At 54.3% G+C, this 16,197-nt stretch carries 16 protein-coding genes; 2 read left to right on the top strand and 14 right to left on the bottom strand.

Going from position 1 to position 16,197, the window contains the following annotated elements; translation table 11 throughout:
- Positions 1-87: 87 nt before the first annotated feature.
- Positions 88-291, top strand: a complete 204-nt coding sequence (gene tatE / locus C5687_RS07685; RefSeq protein ID WP_059386037.1) for a twin-arginine translocase subunit TatE — start codon at positions 88-90, stop codon at positions 289-291.
- 81 nt (positions 292-372) lie between these two features.
- Here the strand turns inward: tatE and lipA are convergent, their stop codons facing one another.
- The 14 genes from lipA to leuS all read right to left on the bottom strand — a co-directional run bounded on the left by lipA (position 373) and on the right by leuS (position 15,366).
- Positions 373-1,338, bottom strand: a complete 966-nt coding sequence (gene lipA, locus C5687_RS07680; protein WP_024907012.1) for a lipoyl synthase — start codon at positions 1,336-1,338, stop codon at positions 373-375.
- Positions 1,339-1,545: 207 nt separating this feature from the next.
- Complete coding sequence (locus C5687_RS07675; RefSeq protein ID WP_104556685.1) at positions 1,546-2,499, bottom strand: YbeF family transcriptional regulator; 954 nt, start codon at positions 2,497-2,499, stop codon at positions 1,546-1,548.
- Between the two features lie 292 nt (positions 2,500-2,791).
- Positions 2,792-3,433, bottom strand: coding sequence for a lipoyl(octanoyl) transferase LipB (lipB, locus tag C5687_RS07670; RefSeq protein ID WP_045286196.1), 642 nt, complete (start codon positions 3,431-3,433; stop codon positions 2,792-2,794).
- A gap of 94 nt (positions 3,434-3,527) precedes the next feature.
- Positions 3,528-3,791, bottom strand: coding sequence for a DUF493 family protein YbeD (gene ybeD / locus C5687_RS07665; protein WP_003858718.1), 264 nt, complete (start codon positions 3,789-3,791; stop codon positions 3,528-3,530).
- A gap of 105 nt (positions 3,792-3,896) precedes the next feature.
- The gene (gene dacA / locus C5687_RS07660) at positions 3,897-5,108 is read right to left on the bottom strand and encodes a D-alanyl-D-alanine carboxypeptidase DacA (RefSeq protein ID WP_025756334.1); all 1,212 of its coding nucleotides are present in this window, start codon (positions 5,106-5,108) and stop codon (positions 3,897-3,899) included.
- 139 nt (positions 5,109-5,247) lie between these two features.
- Positions 5,248-6,390 carry an endolytic peptidoglycan transglycosylase RlpA gene (gene rlpA / locus C5687_RS07655; protein ID WP_104556684.1) on the bottom strand — a complete coding sequence of 381 codons (1,143 nt, stop codon included), beginning with the start codon at positions 6,388-6,390 and terminating at the stop codon, positions 5,248-5,250.
- Between the two features lie 16 nt (positions 6,391-6,406).
- On the bottom strand, positions 6,407-7,519 hold the full coding sequence (mrdB, locus tag C5687_RS07650; RefSeq protein ID WP_013097590.1) for a peptidoglycan glycosyltransferase MrdB: 1,113 nt from the start codon (positions 7,517-7,519) through the stop codon (positions 6,407-6,409).
- Between the two features lie 2 nt (positions 7,520-7,521).
- Positions 7,522-9,423: a peptidoglycan DD-transpeptidase MrdA gene (mrdA, locus tag C5687_RS07645; RefSeq protein WP_025756336.1), complete on the bottom strand. Its 1,902-nt coding sequence runs from the start codon at positions 9,421-9,423 to the stop codon at positions 7,522-7,524.
- A gap of 28 nt (positions 9,424-9,451) precedes the next feature.
- On the bottom strand, positions 9,452-9,919 hold the full coding sequence (rlmH, locus tag C5687_RS07640; protein ID WP_003858701.1) for a 23S rRNA (pseudouridine(1915)-N(3))-methyltransferase RlmH: 468 nt from the start codon (positions 9,917-9,919) through the stop codon (positions 9,452-9,454).
- A 3-nt stretch (positions 9,920-9,922) separates the two neighbouring features.
- A complete protein-coding gene (gene rsfS / locus C5687_RS07635) occupies positions 9,923-10,240 on the bottom strand; it encodes a ribosome silencing factor (RefSeq protein ID WP_003858696.1) in 318 nt (105 codons plus the stop codon).
- A 270-nt stretch (positions 10,241-10,510) separates the two neighbouring features.
- Entirely contained in the window at positions 10,511-11,176 is a 666-nt protein-coding gene (nadD, locus tag C5687_RS07630) for a nicotinate-nucleotide adenylyltransferase (RefSeq protein WP_025756337.1), read from the bottom strand.
- Positions 11,169-12,200, bottom strand: a complete 1,032-nt coding sequence (holA, locus tag C5687_RS07625; protein WP_104556682.1) for a DNA polymerase III subunit delta — start codon at positions 12,198-12,200, stop codon at positions 11,169-11,171. Before holA ends, nadD begins: the two co-directional genes overlap by 8 nt.
- Positions 12,200-12,769 carry an LPS assembly lipoprotein LptE gene (gene lptE, locus C5687_RS07620; protein ID WP_025756339.1) on the bottom strand — a complete coding sequence of 190 codons (570 nt, stop codon included), beginning with the start codon at positions 12,767-12,769 and terminating at the stop codon, positions 12,200-12,202. The genes holA and lptE overlap by 1 nt, the downstream gene beginning before the upstream one ends.
- 14 nt (positions 12,770-12,783) lie before the next feature.
- Positions 12,784-15,366 (bottom strand): leucine--tRNA ligase, encoded by a 2,583-nt coding sequence (leuS, locus tag C5687_RS07615; RefSeq protein WP_148110461.1) that lies wholly within the window; start codon positions 15,364-15,366, stop codon positions 12,784-12,786.
- Positions 15,367-15,580: 214 nt separating this feature from the next.
- Here leuS and C5687_RS07610 point away from each other — a divergent pair, with 214 nt between their 5' ends.
- Positions 15,581-16,063 (top strand): zinc ribbon-containing protein, encoded by a 483-nt coding sequence (locus tag C5687_RS07610; protein ID WP_104556715.1) that lies wholly within the window; start codon positions 15,581-15,583, stop codon positions 16,061-16,063.
- Positions 16,064-16,197 lie beyond the last annotated feature (134 nt).

The raw sequence follows: 16,197 nt of genomic DNA, 5'->3' as shown, positions 1-16,197 counted from the left end.
TTGCTATTGTGTGCACGCGCTAAATGACCGTTAATAGATTCAGGTTTTGGCGCTGTATGCAGCCTGTTTTAAGTAAAGAAGGTATCTATGGGTGAGATTAGTATTACCAAACTGCTGGTGGTTGCCGCACTGGTCGTCCTGCTGTTTGGTACCAAGAAGTTACGCACGCTGGGTGGTGACCTGGGGGCTGCCATCAAAGGCTTTAAGAAAGCGATGAACGACGATGACGCGGCTGCGAAGAAAAGCGCCGAGGACGACATCCAGGCAGACAAGCTTTCTCACAAAGAGTGACAGCCATGCCTGAGGGCATGCGAAAAAAAACCGGCTCATGAGGCCGGTTTTTTTGTATTACTGTAAATGAATATTACAGCATTATTTTACTTCTTCGCCTTTCGCCTGCATGTCCGCATGGTATGAAGATCGAACAAACGGGCCGCACGCCGCGTGGGTAAAGCCCATCGCCATCGCTTCGGCTTTCATCTCATCAAACTCGTCCGGGCTGACGTAGCGCTGTACCGGCAGGTGGTGACGGCTTGGCTGCAGATACTGGCCCAGGGTGAGCATGGTTACACCGTGGCGGCGAAGATCGCGCATTACCTCGATGATTTCCTCATTGGTTTCACCCAACCCTACCATCAGACCTGATTTGGTCGGAATGTGCGGATGTGCTTCTTTAAAACGCTCCAGCAGCTTCAGGGACCAGTTATAATCCGCACCCGGACGAACCTGGCGGTAAAGACGCGGCACGTTCTCCAGGTTGTGGTTAAACACGTCTGGCGGCGTGGCGGTCAGAATATCCAGCGCACGATCCATACGGCCGCGGAAGTCAGGCACCAGCGTCTCGATTTTGATGTTCGGGCTTTTCTCGCGAATGGCCGTAATACAATCAGCGAAGTGCTGTGCACCACCATCGCGCAGATCGTCACGGTCTACGGAAGTGATGACCACATAACGCAGCGCCATGTCAGCGATGGTCTGCGCCAGTTTTTGGGGTTCGTTAGCATCAGGTGCAACTGGACGGCCATGGGCTACGTCGCAGAACGGGCAGCGGCGGGTACAGATAGCACCCAGAATCATAAACGTCGCGGTACCGTGATTGAAACATTCAGCAAGGTTCGGGCAAGAGGCTTCTTCACAGACGGAGTGAAGGCCATTTTTGCGCATCGCCGCTTTGATCCCCTGGATACGCGAAGAGTCGGCCGGAAGTTTGATTTTCATCCATTCCGGTTTTCTTAACAGCGCCTCGCGCTCTGTAGCCACGTTTTTAACCGGGATAAGGGCCATTTTATCGGCATCGCGGTATTTAACACCGCGTTCCATCACAATGGGTTTACTCATAGCGTGCGTGTTCCAGTTGCGAATATCGAAGGAAAGCGTTTCAATTCAAGGGAATGTTGTATTTATCAACTATTTTTGAACGAACGACAGGCAGTATATCATTGAAAGGGGCGTTAAAGCAGCCTGCCAGGTCGCCAATTTGTAAAATAGTTGTTGTTTTGTGCCTTTTGCCCTGCCTGCAGCAGGGACTTGTGCTGTATGAAGCGGTCAGAAGGCCTGACGGATAATGCGGATAACGTTTTCCAGGACCGGATCGCGCAAACTCAGTTTATTGTAATGCAGTGAAATCTCGACAGATTCCGCATTAAGCTGGCTGAGTGGGATACTTTCCAGCGGCCAGCATTTGCGCAGCAGGTTGTACAGACGTGCCGGCATAATGCACAGCATATCGCTGCTGCCGATCAGGGATGCGGTAGTGAACATATTGTAACTGCTGAAACTGATCTGGCGTTCCGGGAAAATTTCATCAATACGCTGGCGCAGAGCATGATTCGCCTGTCCTTCGGTCATGAAAGACGAGTGGTCATAGTTGCGCAGGTTTTCAAGGGTCAGCGGTTCGCTGAGCGCGGGATGCTGCTGGCGACACACCAGAACCAGATTATCCGCATAGAGCACATTTTGCCCCAGCGCTCTGGCACTGAAACTGCCGCTTTCAATAATCAGGTCCGTCTGGAACTGGGCAAGCTGAATATCAGGCTCACTAAGAGGCACATTGCGCAGCAGAAGCTGCGGAGCATGCTCTTTCACGGCCTGATAAATTGCAGGCATTACCAGAACGCCCACGGAAGGGGAACAGCCGATGGTAATGGTGCGCTGCTTATCGTAGCTGCCGGTTAAATCCAGCGCGCCCAGAATGGATTCCAGCCCCTGGCTGATGAACTCATGGAGGTGCGTGGCGTAGGCCGTCGGCGTCACTCCCTGGCCCTTATGGATAAATAACGGGTCGGGAAATATAGCGCGCAGCTTTTGAATGGACTGGCTTATTGCTGATGGCGTGAGATTAAGAATTTTCGCAGCGTTAACGATACCCTTATGGACATATACTGCCTCAAAAATAGTCAGTAAATTGAGATCAATATTACGTAAAGTCCGAAAAATTTGCGGCTTGTCTTCGCCACCAGGGTCATTCAGGCGTTTGGCTGGTAAATTATTATACTCCACGCTTTTACTCCGTATACATTCACAATATGAATGATAGTTGAATTTATTTATTATGCTTGTAGAGATTCGTAAAGTGTTGGTTTTGTTTCACTTCTTTATCAAAAATAAAACAGTTGTGTGATTATCACTCACGTTACCTAGACCCTGTTTGTCACGTTTGAGGGAAGCTAAATAATATGTAACGGCAATATTCGGGCGCTTCGAAAATATAGAATCTGTGGTTTATTGTAAAGCGCAAAAGCGGTAAATAAACAGTGGCCCGTCAAATTAGCGAGCCATGTTGTATGATATATTAAGCAGGGATATATTCGTGCGGGGGATTGTTAAGTAGTGCTAACACGTTCTTCAAAAGCACAGGACGAATAGTGTCTGGCGTAGCGGTATCGACCCACTGGCGCATTTGCGTCATCTCCATGCCGGCGTAGCCGCAGGGGTTTATGCGCTGGAAAGGGGTGAGATCCATATTAATATTCAATGCCAGGCCGTGGAAGGAGCAGCCTTTACGAATTCGCAGCCCCAGAGAGCAGATCTTCATTTCCCCGACGTAAACGCCTGGTGCATCGGCGCGTGGATGCGCATCGATACCATATTCCGCCAGCGTATTGACGACAGTTTGTTCCAGTAGAGTAACCAGTTCACGCACGCCCAGTTTTCTGCGCTTCAGATTAAGCAGGACGTACATTACCTGCTGTCCGGGTCCGTGGTAAGTGACCTGCCCGCCGCGATCGCTCTGAATTACCGGGATGTCTCCCGTCATCAATAAATGTTCCGCTTTTCCTGCCTGACCCTGCGTAAAGACTGGCAGGTGTTCGACCAGCCAGATCTCGTCCGGGGTGCTCTCATCGCGTGAATCGGTGAAGTCATGCATAGCCTGGGAGACAGGCTCATAAGGTTGCAGCCCGAGGTGTCGGACCAGAATTTTATCCTGATACAAAACAGCGTCTCCGAAGACGAGGGACAAAAGATGCGGGGGAGTATATCACAGCGGGGAGAGGGGTTACCCGGCAAACCGGGTAACCGCAAAGGGACTACAGCACCATACGAACAATTTCGATATTGCCGAGCTCTTCGTACAGCGTCTCAACCTGCTCAATGTGTGTAGCGGTGATGGTAATAGAAACCGAGTGGTAGTTGCCCTTGCTGCTTGGTTTTACTGACGGAGAGTAGTCACCCGGCGCATGGCGCTGTACCACTTCAACCACCTGATCAACCAGCTCAGGCTTCGCCAGACCCATTACTTTGTAGGTAAATGGGGTAGGGAATTCAAGCAGTTCGTTAAGTTTGGTTTTCATGTCAGCTCCGGCGTAACGTCAAAAAGAATAACTCCCACGTCAGGTGGGAGTTATCAGGATACTTAGTATATGGGGATCAAAATCACACTTTCAAGTGTTCAATTTTTAACCAAACCAGTGATGGAACATCAATTTAATGTAATCAATGATTTTGCCGAAGAAATTACCTTCAGGAATTTCTTGCAGGACAACCAGCGGACGCTGATCGATCGTCTTGCCATCCAGCTGGAAATTGATGGTGCCTACAACCTGGTTTTTCTGCAGTGGCGCATGCAGCTCGGTGCTGTTCAGGACGTAGCTGGCTTTGAGATCCTTCATACGACCGCGTGGAATGGTCAGGTACAAATCTTTATCCACGCCAAGGGAGGCACGGTCGTTGTCGCCGAACCAGACGGGTTCGGAAGCAAACTCTTTACCTGCTTTCAGTGGGTTTACGGTTTCGAAGAAACGGAAGCCCCAGGTCAGCAGTTTCTTGCTTTCTGTTTCACGTCCTTTAAAGGTACGGCCGCCCATCACGGCTGAGATCAGGCGCATCTGACCTTCAGTGGCAGAGGCCACCAGGTTGTAACCCGCTTTGTCAGTATGGCCCGTTTTGATGCCATCAACGTTCAGGCTGTTATCCCACAGCAGGCCGTTACGGTTGGTCTGACGAATACCGTTGAAGGTGAACTCTTTCTCTTTATAGATAGCGTATTCGTTAGGTACGTCGCGGATCAGCGCCTGACCAATGAGCGCCATATCACGCGCGGAGCTGTACTGACCGTCGGCGTCCAGACCGTGTACGGTCTGGAAATGGCTGTTTTTCAGACCCAGCGCGTTCACGTAGCTGTTCATCAGGCCCACGAAGGCGTCCTGGCTACCGGCAGCAAAATCGGCCATAGCCACACAGGCATCGTTACCCGACTGCAGGTTGATCCCGCGAATGAGCTGAGAAACTGGAACCTGCATACCCGGTTTCAGGAACATCAGAGACGACCCTTTGAACACCGGGTTTCCGGTTGCCCACGCATCGTTACCGATGGTGACCAGGTCAGTTTCCTTGAATTTACCGGCTTTCATCGCCTGGCCGATAACGTAGCTGGTCATCATTTTGGTCAGGCTGGCCGGGTCGCGGCGGGCATCAGCATTCTGTTCTGCCAGCACTTTGCCAGAGTTGTAATCGATCAGGATGTAGGATTCCGCGTCGATTTGCGGAACGCCAGGGATCATGGTCTTGATATTCAGGTCATCGGCGTGAGCTGCAGAAAGTGCAGCAGCGCAAAGGGCCGTGGTCAGCGCCATGCGCTGCACAAAACGAGCAGAAAAAGTGGTCTTCATGGTCAGAACTACGACATCCGTGATGGAATTAAAAAAAGTGCCTTACTATAGCAAATGCTATTCAGGCAGGCATCCGACTTTAAGCATGAGTTTGTGAATGTGTTTTACACAAACTGACATTTCGGACACCGCCGATTAATTACTTTGCCACAGCGATAAATGACTGAAGCTGAGCTTCATTTTGCAAACGCTGCTGCAGGGACGCTGCCTGCGCTTTGCTGGCAAACGGCCCCATCTGAATACGCCAGACCGCACCGTTTTGCTCAACACGTCCCGGGACGCCAAACTGCTGGCTCAGACGCTGTTGATACTGCTCGGCCCGAGCCTGATCGCTCACTGCGCCTACCTGCACCACATAGCTGCCGCTGGCCGCTGCCGGAGCTGCCACCGCCGTACTTTGCGTGGCCGCTGGTGCCGTTACGGGCGCCGGTTGAGCTGCTGGTGCCGTTACGGGCGCCGGTTGAGCTGCTGGTGCACTCACAGGAGCAGGGGCGGGTGTCGGCTCACTGCCTTCAAGCACGCCCGAGGCTAAGGTCGTTGGTGCGCCAAGAAAGCCGCTACTCTTTACCGGTGCGCCCGTTGAATCATCACTTTGCAGCGTGTCATTGCTGATTGGACGGATTTCTCCCCCCGGCTGAGCAGGTTCGGCCGGAGAAGAGACGCTTCCCATTCCGCCGTCAAGATTTGGACGGTCGGGAAGGGCATAGGTCTGTTTCGCCACTGTCGTACAGGCGGTACCCGGTCCGGAGAGCGAACCATCCTGCGCCACGATAATCGGGTCGATACGGACTTTGGTGTTATTCGACGTGTTCAGGCGATCGGCGGACGCGCGAGACAGGGAGATCACCCGGTCATTGCCGTACGGGCCGCGGTCGTTGATGCGCACAACGATCATACGGCCGTTCGCCAGGTTGGTGATACGAGCATAGCTCGGGATCGGCAGCGTCGGGTGTGCTGCAGTCAGCTGCATTGGGTCGAAGGCTTCCCCGGACGCCGTCAGGTTACTGCCGGGTTCGGCATCATAAATGGCGGCAAAGCCAGCCTGGCTGAAGCGGGAAGGATCCTGAACAATTTTGTAGCTTTTGCCGTCGCGCTCGTAATCCTGATTCGCACTGGCATTCAGCGGTTCATAAACGGGATCGGCACCGCTGATTTCAACGATCGGGCCATTACACACCGCAGGCTGCGGCGGCGCGACGGTTGCCTGTTGCTGACCATCATCACTTGTGCAGGCCGCAAGTAAACTTGCCGCAATGCAGATCCCCAGCCACTGCTTACGCATTCCGATCCCCTTATTTTTATACGCTTTTTGACAACATTTTTCTGTGGGTATGGATCGACATCACGATACCAAACCCGGCCATCAACACAATCAGTGCCGAGCCTCCGTAACTCACCAGCGGCAGCGGTACGCCAACCACCGGCAGAATACCACTCACCATACCAATATTTACGAAGACATAAACGAATAAAATCAGCATCAACCCGCCTGCCATAACGCGACCAAAGGTGGTTTGCGCGCGTGCTGCAATCCACAATCCGCGCATGATCAGCAGGACGTATAGCGCCAGCAAAATTAAGATGCCCACCAGCCCCAGCTCTTCTGCCAGTACGGCGAAAATAAAATCGGTGTGGCGTTCCGGTAAAAACTCCAGCTGCGACTGTGTACCGTGCAGCCAGCCTTTACCGCGCAGGCCACCGGAGCCAATCGCAATTTTAGACTGAATAATATGATAGCCCGCGCCCAGCGGATCGGTTTCCGGATCGAGTAGCATCATGACGCGCTGGCGCTGGTAATCATGCATCAGGAAGAACCAGAGAATCGGAATAAACGCGGCAACCAGCACCACCGCGATGCCAATCAGACGCCAGCTCAGGCCCGACAGGAAAAGAACGAACAGGCCGGAGAGGGCGATGAGGATTGAGGTTCCCAGGTCAGGCTGCGCCGCGACCAGCAGCGTTGGCAGGAAAATCAGCACCAGCGCGATGGCGGTATTTTTCAGAGACGGCGGACAGACGTCGCGGTTGATAAAGCGTGCCACCATCAGGGGTACGGCGATTTTGGCGATTTCCGAGGGCTGGAAGCGGACAACGCCCAGATCCAGCCAGCGCTGCGCCCCTTTTGAGATGGCGCCAAACGCGTCTACCGCAACCAGCAAAATAATACAGAAGATGTAAAGATAGGGCGCCCAGCCTTCATAGACGCGCGGCGGGATCTGCGCCATCACCACCATAATGACCAGACCCATCGCGATCTGGCCAATTTTACGCTCCATCATGCCGATGTCCTGGCCGCTGGCGCTCCAGATAACCAGGGCACTGTAAACCAGCAGAGCCAGCAGGATCAGCAGCATGGCTGGGTCGATGTGGATTTTATCCCACAGCGATTTTTTATTTGGATTATCCGTCATGATTATTGGTCCTCCGCCGCAGCGGCGGCCGGGTTTTCAGCCGGCAGTTCGGTGTTGTTATCACCCAGCATAATGTGGTCAAGGATCTGGCGCATGATGGTCCCGACCGCAGGGCCGGCACCGCCGTTTTCCAGAATCATCGCCACCGCGACCTGCGGGTTATCATAAGGGGCAAACGCCGTCATCAGCTTATGGTCACGCAGACGTTCGGCAATGCGGTGGGCGTTATAGGTTTCGTTGGCTTTCAGACCAAATACCTGCGCCGTACCGGATTTCGCGGCCACTTTATAAGGCGTACCGGCGAAATACTTATGCGCGGTACCGTTAGGACGGTTTGCCACGCCGTACATCCCGTCTTTCGCGATTTCCCAGAAGCCTGAATGGATGTCACCCACAGGCGCTTCGTGCGGCTGGTTCCAGGGCACTTTTTTGCCGTCTTCAACGGTACTTTGCAGCAGGTGAGGGACTTTCACCACGCCGTCATTGATGAGGATCATCATGGCTTTGTTCATCTGAAGCGGCGTTGCCGTCCAGTAGCCCTGGCCGATACCCACCGGAATGGTGTCACCCTGATACCACGGTTTCTTAAAGCGCTTCAGCTTCCACTCACGGGTTGGCATGTTGCCAGAGCGTTCTTCGGCAAGGTCCACCCCGGTGTAATGTCCGTAGCCAAACTTACTCATCCACTCTGACAGACGGTCGATACCCATATCGTACGCCACCTGGTAGAAGAAGGTATCCGCGGACTCTTCCAGCGATTTCGTCACGTTCAGATGGCCGTGGCCCCATTTTTTCCAGTCGCGATAGCGTTTTTCCGACCCCGGAAGTTGCCACCAGCCGGGGTCAAACAGGCTGGTATTACGGTTGATGACACCAGCACTCAGCGCAGAGACCGCCACGTACGGTTTAACCGTTGACGCTGGCGGGTAAACCCCTTGCGTAGCGCGGTTCACCAGCGGCGTGTTCGGGTCATTCAGCAGGCCGGAATAGTCTTTACTGGAGATGCCGTCAACAAAGAGGTTCGGGTCATAGCTTGGCATTGACACCATCGCCAGGATGCCACCGGTACGAGGATCGGTGACCACCACGGCCGCACGGCTGCCCGCCAGTAAGGTTTCAATATACTGCTGCAGTTTAAGGTCGAGGGTCAGATAAACGTCATGTCCCGCCTGAGGCGGCACCTCTTTCAGCTGACGAATGACGCGGCCGCGGTTGTTCACCTCAACCTCTTCATAGCCGGTCTGCCCATGCAGAACATCTTCGTAGTAGCGTTCAATGCCCAGCTTGCCGATATCGTGCGTTGCTGCGTAGTTCGCCAGCTTGCCGTCTTTATCGAGGCGCTCGACGTCTTTATCGTTAATCTTGGAGACGTAGCCAATGACATGCGTCAGCGCGGAGCCGTAAGGGTAGTAACGACGCTTGTAACCTTTCACTTCCACGCCGGGGAAACGGTACTGATTCACCGCAAAGCGGGCCACCTGGACTTCCGTCAGATTGGTTTTAACCGGAATGGAGGTGAAACGGTGGGAACGGGCGCGCTCTTTTTTGAAGGCCGCGATATCGTCATCGTTAAGATCGACCACGCTTCGCAATGCTTCCAGCGTGTCCTGAACGTTATCGACCTTTTCCGGCATCATCTCGATTTGATAGATGGTGCGGTTTAACGCCAGCGGGGTGCCGTTACGATCGTAAATAATGCCGCGGCTGGGCGCGATGGGCACCAGCTTGATCCGGTTTTCGTTTGAACGCGTCTGGTAATCGGTAAAGCGGACAATTTGCAGATTATAAAGGTTGGCGATCAGCACGCCGGTAAGCAGCAAAATCCCGGTAAAGGCGACCAGCGCCCGGCGCACAAACAGCGCGGACTCAGCCGTATAGTCGCGAAAAGAATTCTGTAGTTTCATCCGCTGCTTAATCTACCCTGGTCAGTCATTACTCGCGGTGATAGGGGTGGTTGGTAGTAATGCTCCACGCGCGATACAGGCTTTCTGCCACCAGTACCCGAACGAGCGGGTGGGGAAGCGTCAGCGCGGAGAGAGACCAACTTTGTTCTGCTGCCGCTTTGCAGGCAGGGGACAACCCTTCAGGCCCGCCAATCAACAGACTGACGTCACGACCATCCTGCTTCCAGCGCTCCAGTTCGTGCGCCAGCTGCGGCGTATCCCAGGGCTTCCCTGGAATATCGAGAGTGACGATGCGGTTTTTGCCTGCGGCTGCCAGCATCAGTTCACCCTCTTTATCGAGAATACGTTTGATATCGGCGTTCTTGCCGCGTTTTCCGGCGGGAATCTCCACCAGTTCGAACGGCATGTCTTTTGGAAAACGACGCAGATATTCAGTAAAACCGGTTTGTACCCAGTCCGGCATTTTGGTGCCGACGGCGACCAGCTGCAACTTCACGCATTAACCCCAGAGTTTTTCCAGCTCATACAGGCGACGGCTCTCTTCCTGCATGACGTGGACAATCACATCGCCGAGATCGACAACCACCCAGTCAGCGGTCGCTTCACCTTCAACGCCGAGCGGCAACAGCCCTGCAGCACGCGATTCCTGCACCACGTGATCGGCAATTGAAACAACATGACGCGTAGAAGTACCGGTGCAGATGATCATGCAGTCGGTAATACTGGATTTACCCTTAACGTCGATAGCGATGATGTCCTGACCTTTCAGGTCATCAATTTTGTCAATAACAAAATCCTGGAGTGCTTTACCCTGCAAGTTTTCCCCCTGGGGTGAATGAGATTGTATAACGTTGAATTCGTAGCCAGACAGTATACCTGAACTCAGGCCTGTAACGGGACAAATGTCTCCTGCCCGGCTTTTGAAGGCGGGTATCATCCCACCCTCCGCCTGAGATTGCATCGCCATTTTTGTAAAACAATTTCTGTAAAGCAATGATCGGCGGGAAAGTCTGGCAGCGGAGGATAACAGTATGGCTTACCCTGTCAAGGCAGGAAAAACAATAAGCCACTTAATTATGCCCTTCGGCTATTCATCTGCGCTTTTCTGATACAAACCGTGCGTATGGATATACGCCAGCACCGGGGCCGGTAGCAAATCGTCACAGGCTAAACCGTGCTGTAAACGCTCGCGAATGAGGGTCGCAGAGATATCGAACCACGGCGTCTCCGCCAGATAAATCTTCCCTGCCGGCTGTGTGTGAAGATCTTCTATATTGTCGGTGAGATGATCTTCCAGCCACTGCTGATACTGTGCTTCGCGCATGGTCAGCGGATAGCCCGGACGACGGCAGACGAGCAGGTGGCTGTTCTCCAGAATGGTTTCGTACTGATGCCAGGTGGGGAGATTAAGCAGAGAGTCCTGACCGATGATAAAGGCCAGCGGCTGGTCTGGTCCGTGTTCTGCGCGCCACTCCTGCAGCGTTTGCGACGTCCAGGAGGGCGTGTCGCGGCGCAACTCGCGCTCATCAAGGCTGAAGAGCGGTTTATCCGCGATGGCCAGGGCGAGCATCGCTTTTCGCTGCTCGCTGGTTGCTTCGGGCTGCGGACGATGAGGCGGGACATTATTGGGCATAATGATAACGCGCTGAAGACCAATCAGATTCGCCAGAATTTCAACCGGCTTCAGATGCCCGTAATGTACCGGGTCGAAGGTGCCACCATACAGGGCCTGGAGAGAGTGCATACTATCCATCAATAAAAACGTCAGCCAGCGCCTTGTGGCAGAGCAGCAGAGAAAGACTTTCCAGCTCCGCCCAGACCGACTGACCGTAATCTTGTTTTAATGTGAGCTCAGCGCGCATCAGAAGCTGTACTGCCTGACGCAGCTGTTCATGGCTCAGGCGGTTGACGGCCTCGGTGGTTAACGTCCTGCGATTTTGCCACACCCGATGTTTATCAAACAGCGCGCGCAAGGGCGTATGGGCAGACTGGCGCTTGAGCGCGATCAGCAACAGCAGTTCGCGCTGGAGCGTGCGCAGCAAAATGACCGGCTCGCTGCCTTCAAGGCGCAGCTGCTGCAGAATATGCAGGGCGCGTTTGCTCTTCGCCGACAGCAGGGCATCAACCCAGTGGAACGGCGTGAAGTGCGCCGCGTCGTTAACGGCCTGCTCGACGCGCGGCAGGGTCAGCTTGCCATCCGGCCAGAGCAGGGCGAGCCGGTCCAGCGCCTGCGCGAGGGCCAGCAGGTTGCCTTCGTAGCAGTAGCAGAGCAGTTGATTTGCCGCGTCATCCAGCTGAAGGTTGTTCTGCTTTGCGCGTGCTGCCACCCATTTTGGCAGATGCGCCTGCTCAGGCGTCTGACAGGTGACCTGCACCGCATGGGTCGCGAGTTGGGTAAACCACGCCGCGTTTTCCTGCGCTTTCGTCAGCTTATTGCCACGCACGATCAACAGCAGATCGCTGTGTAACAGACTGACCAGCGTGGCCAGTTGTTCATTAATGGCGGCGTTCGGACCATTCTCTGGCAGCAGGATCTGGATCGTCTGACGCGAGGCAAACAGGCTCATCGCCTGGCAAAGCGAGAAGAGGGCATTCCAGTCGGTATTGTTATCCAGCTGGACGGTGTGGTGTTCATCGAAGCCCTGAGCGGCCGCCGCGTGTCGCACGGCATCCAGGCTTTCCTGTAGTAATAGCGGATCGTTACCGAGGAGCAGATACGCCGCGCGCAGCCCTTCATTGAGCTGCGCGCGGAGTTGTTCAGGATACAGCCTGATCATCAGTTACCCATTGAGGTAGAAACAGGAGACGCGTCGGCATCCGGTTTTTCAACAATGTCAGATCCTTGTTTTTTTGACGCTGCAATAGCTGGCAGTTTACGGATCAGCTGTTCCGCTGCCTTGTCGTACATTTCGTTGATGATAATCTGCTGTTCGGCATCTTTTGCCAGCGCCGTCTGCGGGTTATCGAAGAACGAACGGTACACTTTCGTGCTGATCGGGTAGATGTCTTTACCCGGGATCAGAACTGCCGCGTTAACCGCCATGACCATCTGATACTCTGCGGTATGGCCGTCCTGGAAGATAGAGGCCGTATCTTTGCTGAGCGTCATCCCCAGCACACGCAGAGACGGTACATCCTGGCGCAGGGTGCCTTTTTCGATCAGCTCAACGCCGTTCAGACGCAACTGATTACGAATTGCGCGGCTGAGTGGACCGTTAGGATCCGATGAGTCGAAAATCATCGTTTTCATCTCAGCAGGCACCGCCGTAGTATTGCGCAGGTGCCAGCCACAGCCAGCGGTGACAAGCACCGCCAGAGATAAGAGTATTGTTGCCAGTTGTCGCACGTTTCCTCCCGCGCTTAGCCAACGACCAGATTCAGCAATTTACCTGGTACGTAGATCACTTTACGTACGGTAACGCCCTCAAGATATTTTGCGACCAGCGGTTCCTGGCCCGCGCGCTCGCGAACCTGTTCTTCGGTTGCGTCGACCGCCACGGTAATTTTACCGCGGACTTTACCGTTTACCTGGACCACAACCAGCGTGGTGTTTTCCACCATCGCGGCTTCATCAGCCTCTGGCCACGGCGCGTTGTCGATATCGCCTTCGCCTTTCAGCTCCTGCCACAGGGTGAAGCTGACGTGAGGCGTGAACGGGTTCAGCATGCGAACGACGGCCAGCAGCGCTTCACGCATTAAGGCACGATCCTGCTCGCCCTCTTGCGGCGCCTTCGCCAGTTTGTTCATCAGTTCCATAATAGCCGCAATTGCGGTATTGAAGGTCTGACGACGACCAATATCATCGGTCACTTTCGCAATCGTTTTATGAACATCACGGCGCAGCGCCTGCTGATCTTCCGTCAGGGCGGCGGCGTTCAGGGCCGGAGCATCACCCAGTGAGGTGTGTTCGTAAACCAGTTTCCAGACGCGCTTCAGGAAGCGGTTCGCCCCTTCAACGCCTGACTCCTGCCATTCCAGGGTCATGTCTGCCGGAGAGGCAAACATCATGAACAGACGCACGGTATCCGCACCGTAACGCTCAACCATCACCTGCGGGTCGATGCCGTTGTTTTTAGACTTGGACATCTTGCTCATGCCGGTATAGACCAGCTCATGACCTTCGGCGTCTTTCGCCTTCACGATACGGCCTTTCTCGTCGCGCTCAACGATCGCATCGACCGGAGAAACCCAGTTACGCTCGCCGTTTGCACCCACGTAGTAGAACGCATCTGCCAGCACCATGCCCTGGCACAGCAGCTGTTTAGCAGGCTCGTCAGAGTTCACCATGCCCGCGTCGCGCATCAGTTTATGGAAGAAGCGGAAGTAGAGCAGGTGCATGATGGCGTGTTCAATACCGCCGATGTAAATATCAACCGGCAGCCAGTAGTTTGCCGCGTTGGAGTCCAGCATGCCGTCCTGATACTGCGGGCAGGTGTAACGCGCGTAATACCAGGATGATTCCATAAAGGTGTCGAAGGTGTCAGTTTCACGCAGCGCAGGCTGGCCGTTGACGGTGGTTTTGGCCCACTCGGGATCGGCTTTGATCGGGCTGGTGATACCGTCCATGACCACGTCTTCCGGCAGGATCACCGGGAGCTGATCGTCTGGCGTTGGCATCACGGTGCCATCTTCCAGGGTCACCATTGGAATTGGCGCACCCCAGTAACGCTGACGGGAGACGCCCCAGTCGCGCAGACGGTAGTTCACCTTACGCTCACCTACGCCCAGAGAAGCCAGTTTGTCGGCAATGGCGTTAAAGCCCTCTTCGAAGCTCAGGCCGCTGAACTCGCCGGAGTTGAACAGGGTGCCTTTTTCGGTCAGCGCTTGTTCGGACAGGTCTGGTTCAGAACCGTCAGCCGCCAGGATAACAGGCTTGATGGTCAGGCCGTATTTGGTGGCAAATTCGTAGTCGCGCTGGTCGTGACCCGGAACGGCCATTACGGCACCCGTGCCATACTCCATCAGCACGAAGTTGGCGGCCCAGACAGGAATGGCTTCGCCGGTCAGTGGGTGAATGGCTTTGAAGCCAGTATCCACGCCTTTTTTCTCCATCGTTGCCATATCGGCTTCAGCCACTTTGGTGTTGCGGCATTCGTCGATGAAGGTGGCCAGTTCCGGATTATTTTCTGCCGCTTTCTGCGCCAGCGGGTGACCTGCGGCCACGGCCAGGTAGGTCGCGCCCATGAAGGTGTCCGGACGGGTGGTATAGACGGTCAGGGTCTGGTCGTAGTTCTCAACGTTGAAGGTAATTTCCACGCCTTCAGAACGGCCGATCCAGTTGCGCTGCATGGTCTTAACGGTATCCGGCCAGTGGTCCAGATTATCCAGATCGTTCAGCAGTTCGTCAGCGTAAGCGGTGATTTTGATAAACCACTGCGGGATCTCTTTACGCTCAACTTTGGTGTCACAGCGCCAGCAGCAGCCGTCGATAACCTGTTCGTTTGCGAGAACGGTCTGGTCATTCGGACACCAGTTAACGGCAGACGTCTTCTTGTACACCAGGCCTTTTTTGTACAGCTCGGTGAAGAACTTCTGTTCCCAGCGATAGTATTCCGGGGTACAGGTTGCCAGCTCGCGGCTCCAGTCATAACCAAAGCCCAGCATTTTGAGCTGGTTTTTCATGTACGCGATATTGTCGTATGTCCACGGGGCTGGCGCCGTATTGTTTTTTACCGCTGCGCCTTCCGCAGGCAGGCCGAACGCATCCCAGCCGATTGGCTGCAGAACGTTCTTGCCCAGCATGCGCTGGTAGCGTGCAATCACATCACCGATGGTGTAGTTACGCACGTGGCCCATGTGTAATCGACCAGAAGGATAGGGAAGCATCGACAGGCAGTAATACTTCTCTTTGCTCTCGTCTTCGGTTACTTCAAAGGTGCGCTTCTCGTCCCAGTGTTGCTGGACTTTTGATTCTATCTCTTCCGGGCGGTATTGCTCTTGCATGGCAGCCAGTGGTCCTGTTTTCAATACAGCTACAAATGTAGCCAATGGATGTGGTAATTCAGATCCGCATAGCATAGCCCAAACGCCCGCGTCAAAACAGCCTTTCGCACAAATGCGCTTTGCAGGAATTTACCGGGTCTGTGCTTCACCTGACAAAGCGGCGATGAAATAAGGTCTATTATTAGAAATAGTTACTTACCCGGGAGGCAAAATGATGAACAAGGTTGCTCAATTTTACCGCGAACTGGTGGCGACACTGACGGAACGGCTGCGTAACGGCGAGCGCGATATTGACGCGCTGGTGGAGCAGGCTCGTGCCCGGGTGACGCAAACGGGTGAGTTAACGCGAACCGAAGTGGAAGAGGTGACCCGTGCCGTGCGCCGTGACCTGGAAGAGTTTGCGCGCAGCTACGAGGAGAGCCAGGATGAGATCGGCGACAGTGTCTTTATGCGGGTGATTAAAGAGAGTCTGTGGCAGGAGCTGGCCGATATTACTGATAAAACACAGCTGGAGTGGCGCGAGGTGTTTCAGGATTTGAACCACCACGGTGTGTACCAGAGTGGGGAAGTGGTTGGGCTGGGAAATCTGGTGTGCGAGAAATGCCATCACCATATTGCGGTGTATACGCCAGATGTGCTGCCGCTGTGTCCGAAATGCGGACACGACCAGTTCCAGCGTCGGCCGTTTGAGCCATAAATAAAAGCAAAACGGCAACCACGTTGCCGTTTTTAGTGTCTGCGCCCTCTCCCCGTGGGAGAGGGTTGGGGTGAGGGCATCAGGCCGCACAAGGTAAACGCAAAACGGCAACTATGTTGCCGTTTTTAGTGCCT

The organism is Enterobacter sichuanensis, from assembly GCF_002939185.1.
Lineage (GTDB): Bacteria > Pseudomonadota > Gammaproteobacteria > Enterobacterales > Enterobacteriaceae > Enterobacter > Enterobacter sichuanensis.
Note: the sequence above shows the minus strand (reverse complement) of the source record. Positions and strands in the feature narration are given on the sequence as shown.

Excerpts from the sequence above, each read along its gene's own strand:
- tatE (WP_059386037.1), top strand. The coding sequence starts at position 88 with ATGGGTGAGATTAGTATTACCAAACTGCTGGTGGTTGCCGCACTGGTC.
- lipA (WP_024907012.1), bottom strand. The coding sequence starts at position 1,338 with ATGAGTAAACCCATTGTGATGGAACGCGGTGTTAAATACCGCGATGCC.
- ybeD (WP_003858718.1), bottom strand. The coding sequence starts at position 3,791 with ATGAAAACCAAACTTAACGAACTGCTTGAATTCCCTACCCCATTTACC.
- dacA (WP_025756334.1), bottom strand. The coding sequence starts at position 5,108 with ATGAAGACCACTTTTTCTGCTCGTTTTGTGCAGCGCATGGCGCTGACC.
- rlpA (WP_104556684.1), bottom strand. The coding sequence starts at position 6,390 with ATGCGTAAGCAGTGGCTGGGGATCTGCATTGCGGCAAGTTTACTTGCG.
- mrdB (WP_013097590.1), bottom strand. The coding sequence starts at position 7,519 with ATGACGGATAATCCAAATAAAAAATCGCTGTGGGATAAAATCCACATC.
- mrdA (WP_025756336.1), bottom strand. The coding sequence starts at position 9,423 with ATGAAACTACAGAATTCTTTTCGCGACTATACGGCTGAGTCCGCGCTG.
- nadD (WP_025756337.1), bottom strand. The coding sequence starts at position 11,176 with ATGGATAGTATGCACTCTCTCCAGGCCCTGTATGGTGGCACCTTCGAC.
- holA (WP_104556682.1), bottom strand. The coding sequence starts at position 12,200 with ATGATCAGGCTGTATCCTGAACAACTCCGCGCGCAGCTCAATGAAGGG.
- leuS (WP_148110461.1), bottom strand. The coding sequence starts at position 15,366 with ATGCAAGAGCAATACCGCCCGGAAGAGATAGAATCAAAAGTCCAGCAA.
- C5687_RS07610 (WP_104556715.1), top strand. The coding sequence starts at position 15,581 with ATGAACAAGGTTGCTCAATTTTACCGCGAACTGGTGGCGACACTGACG.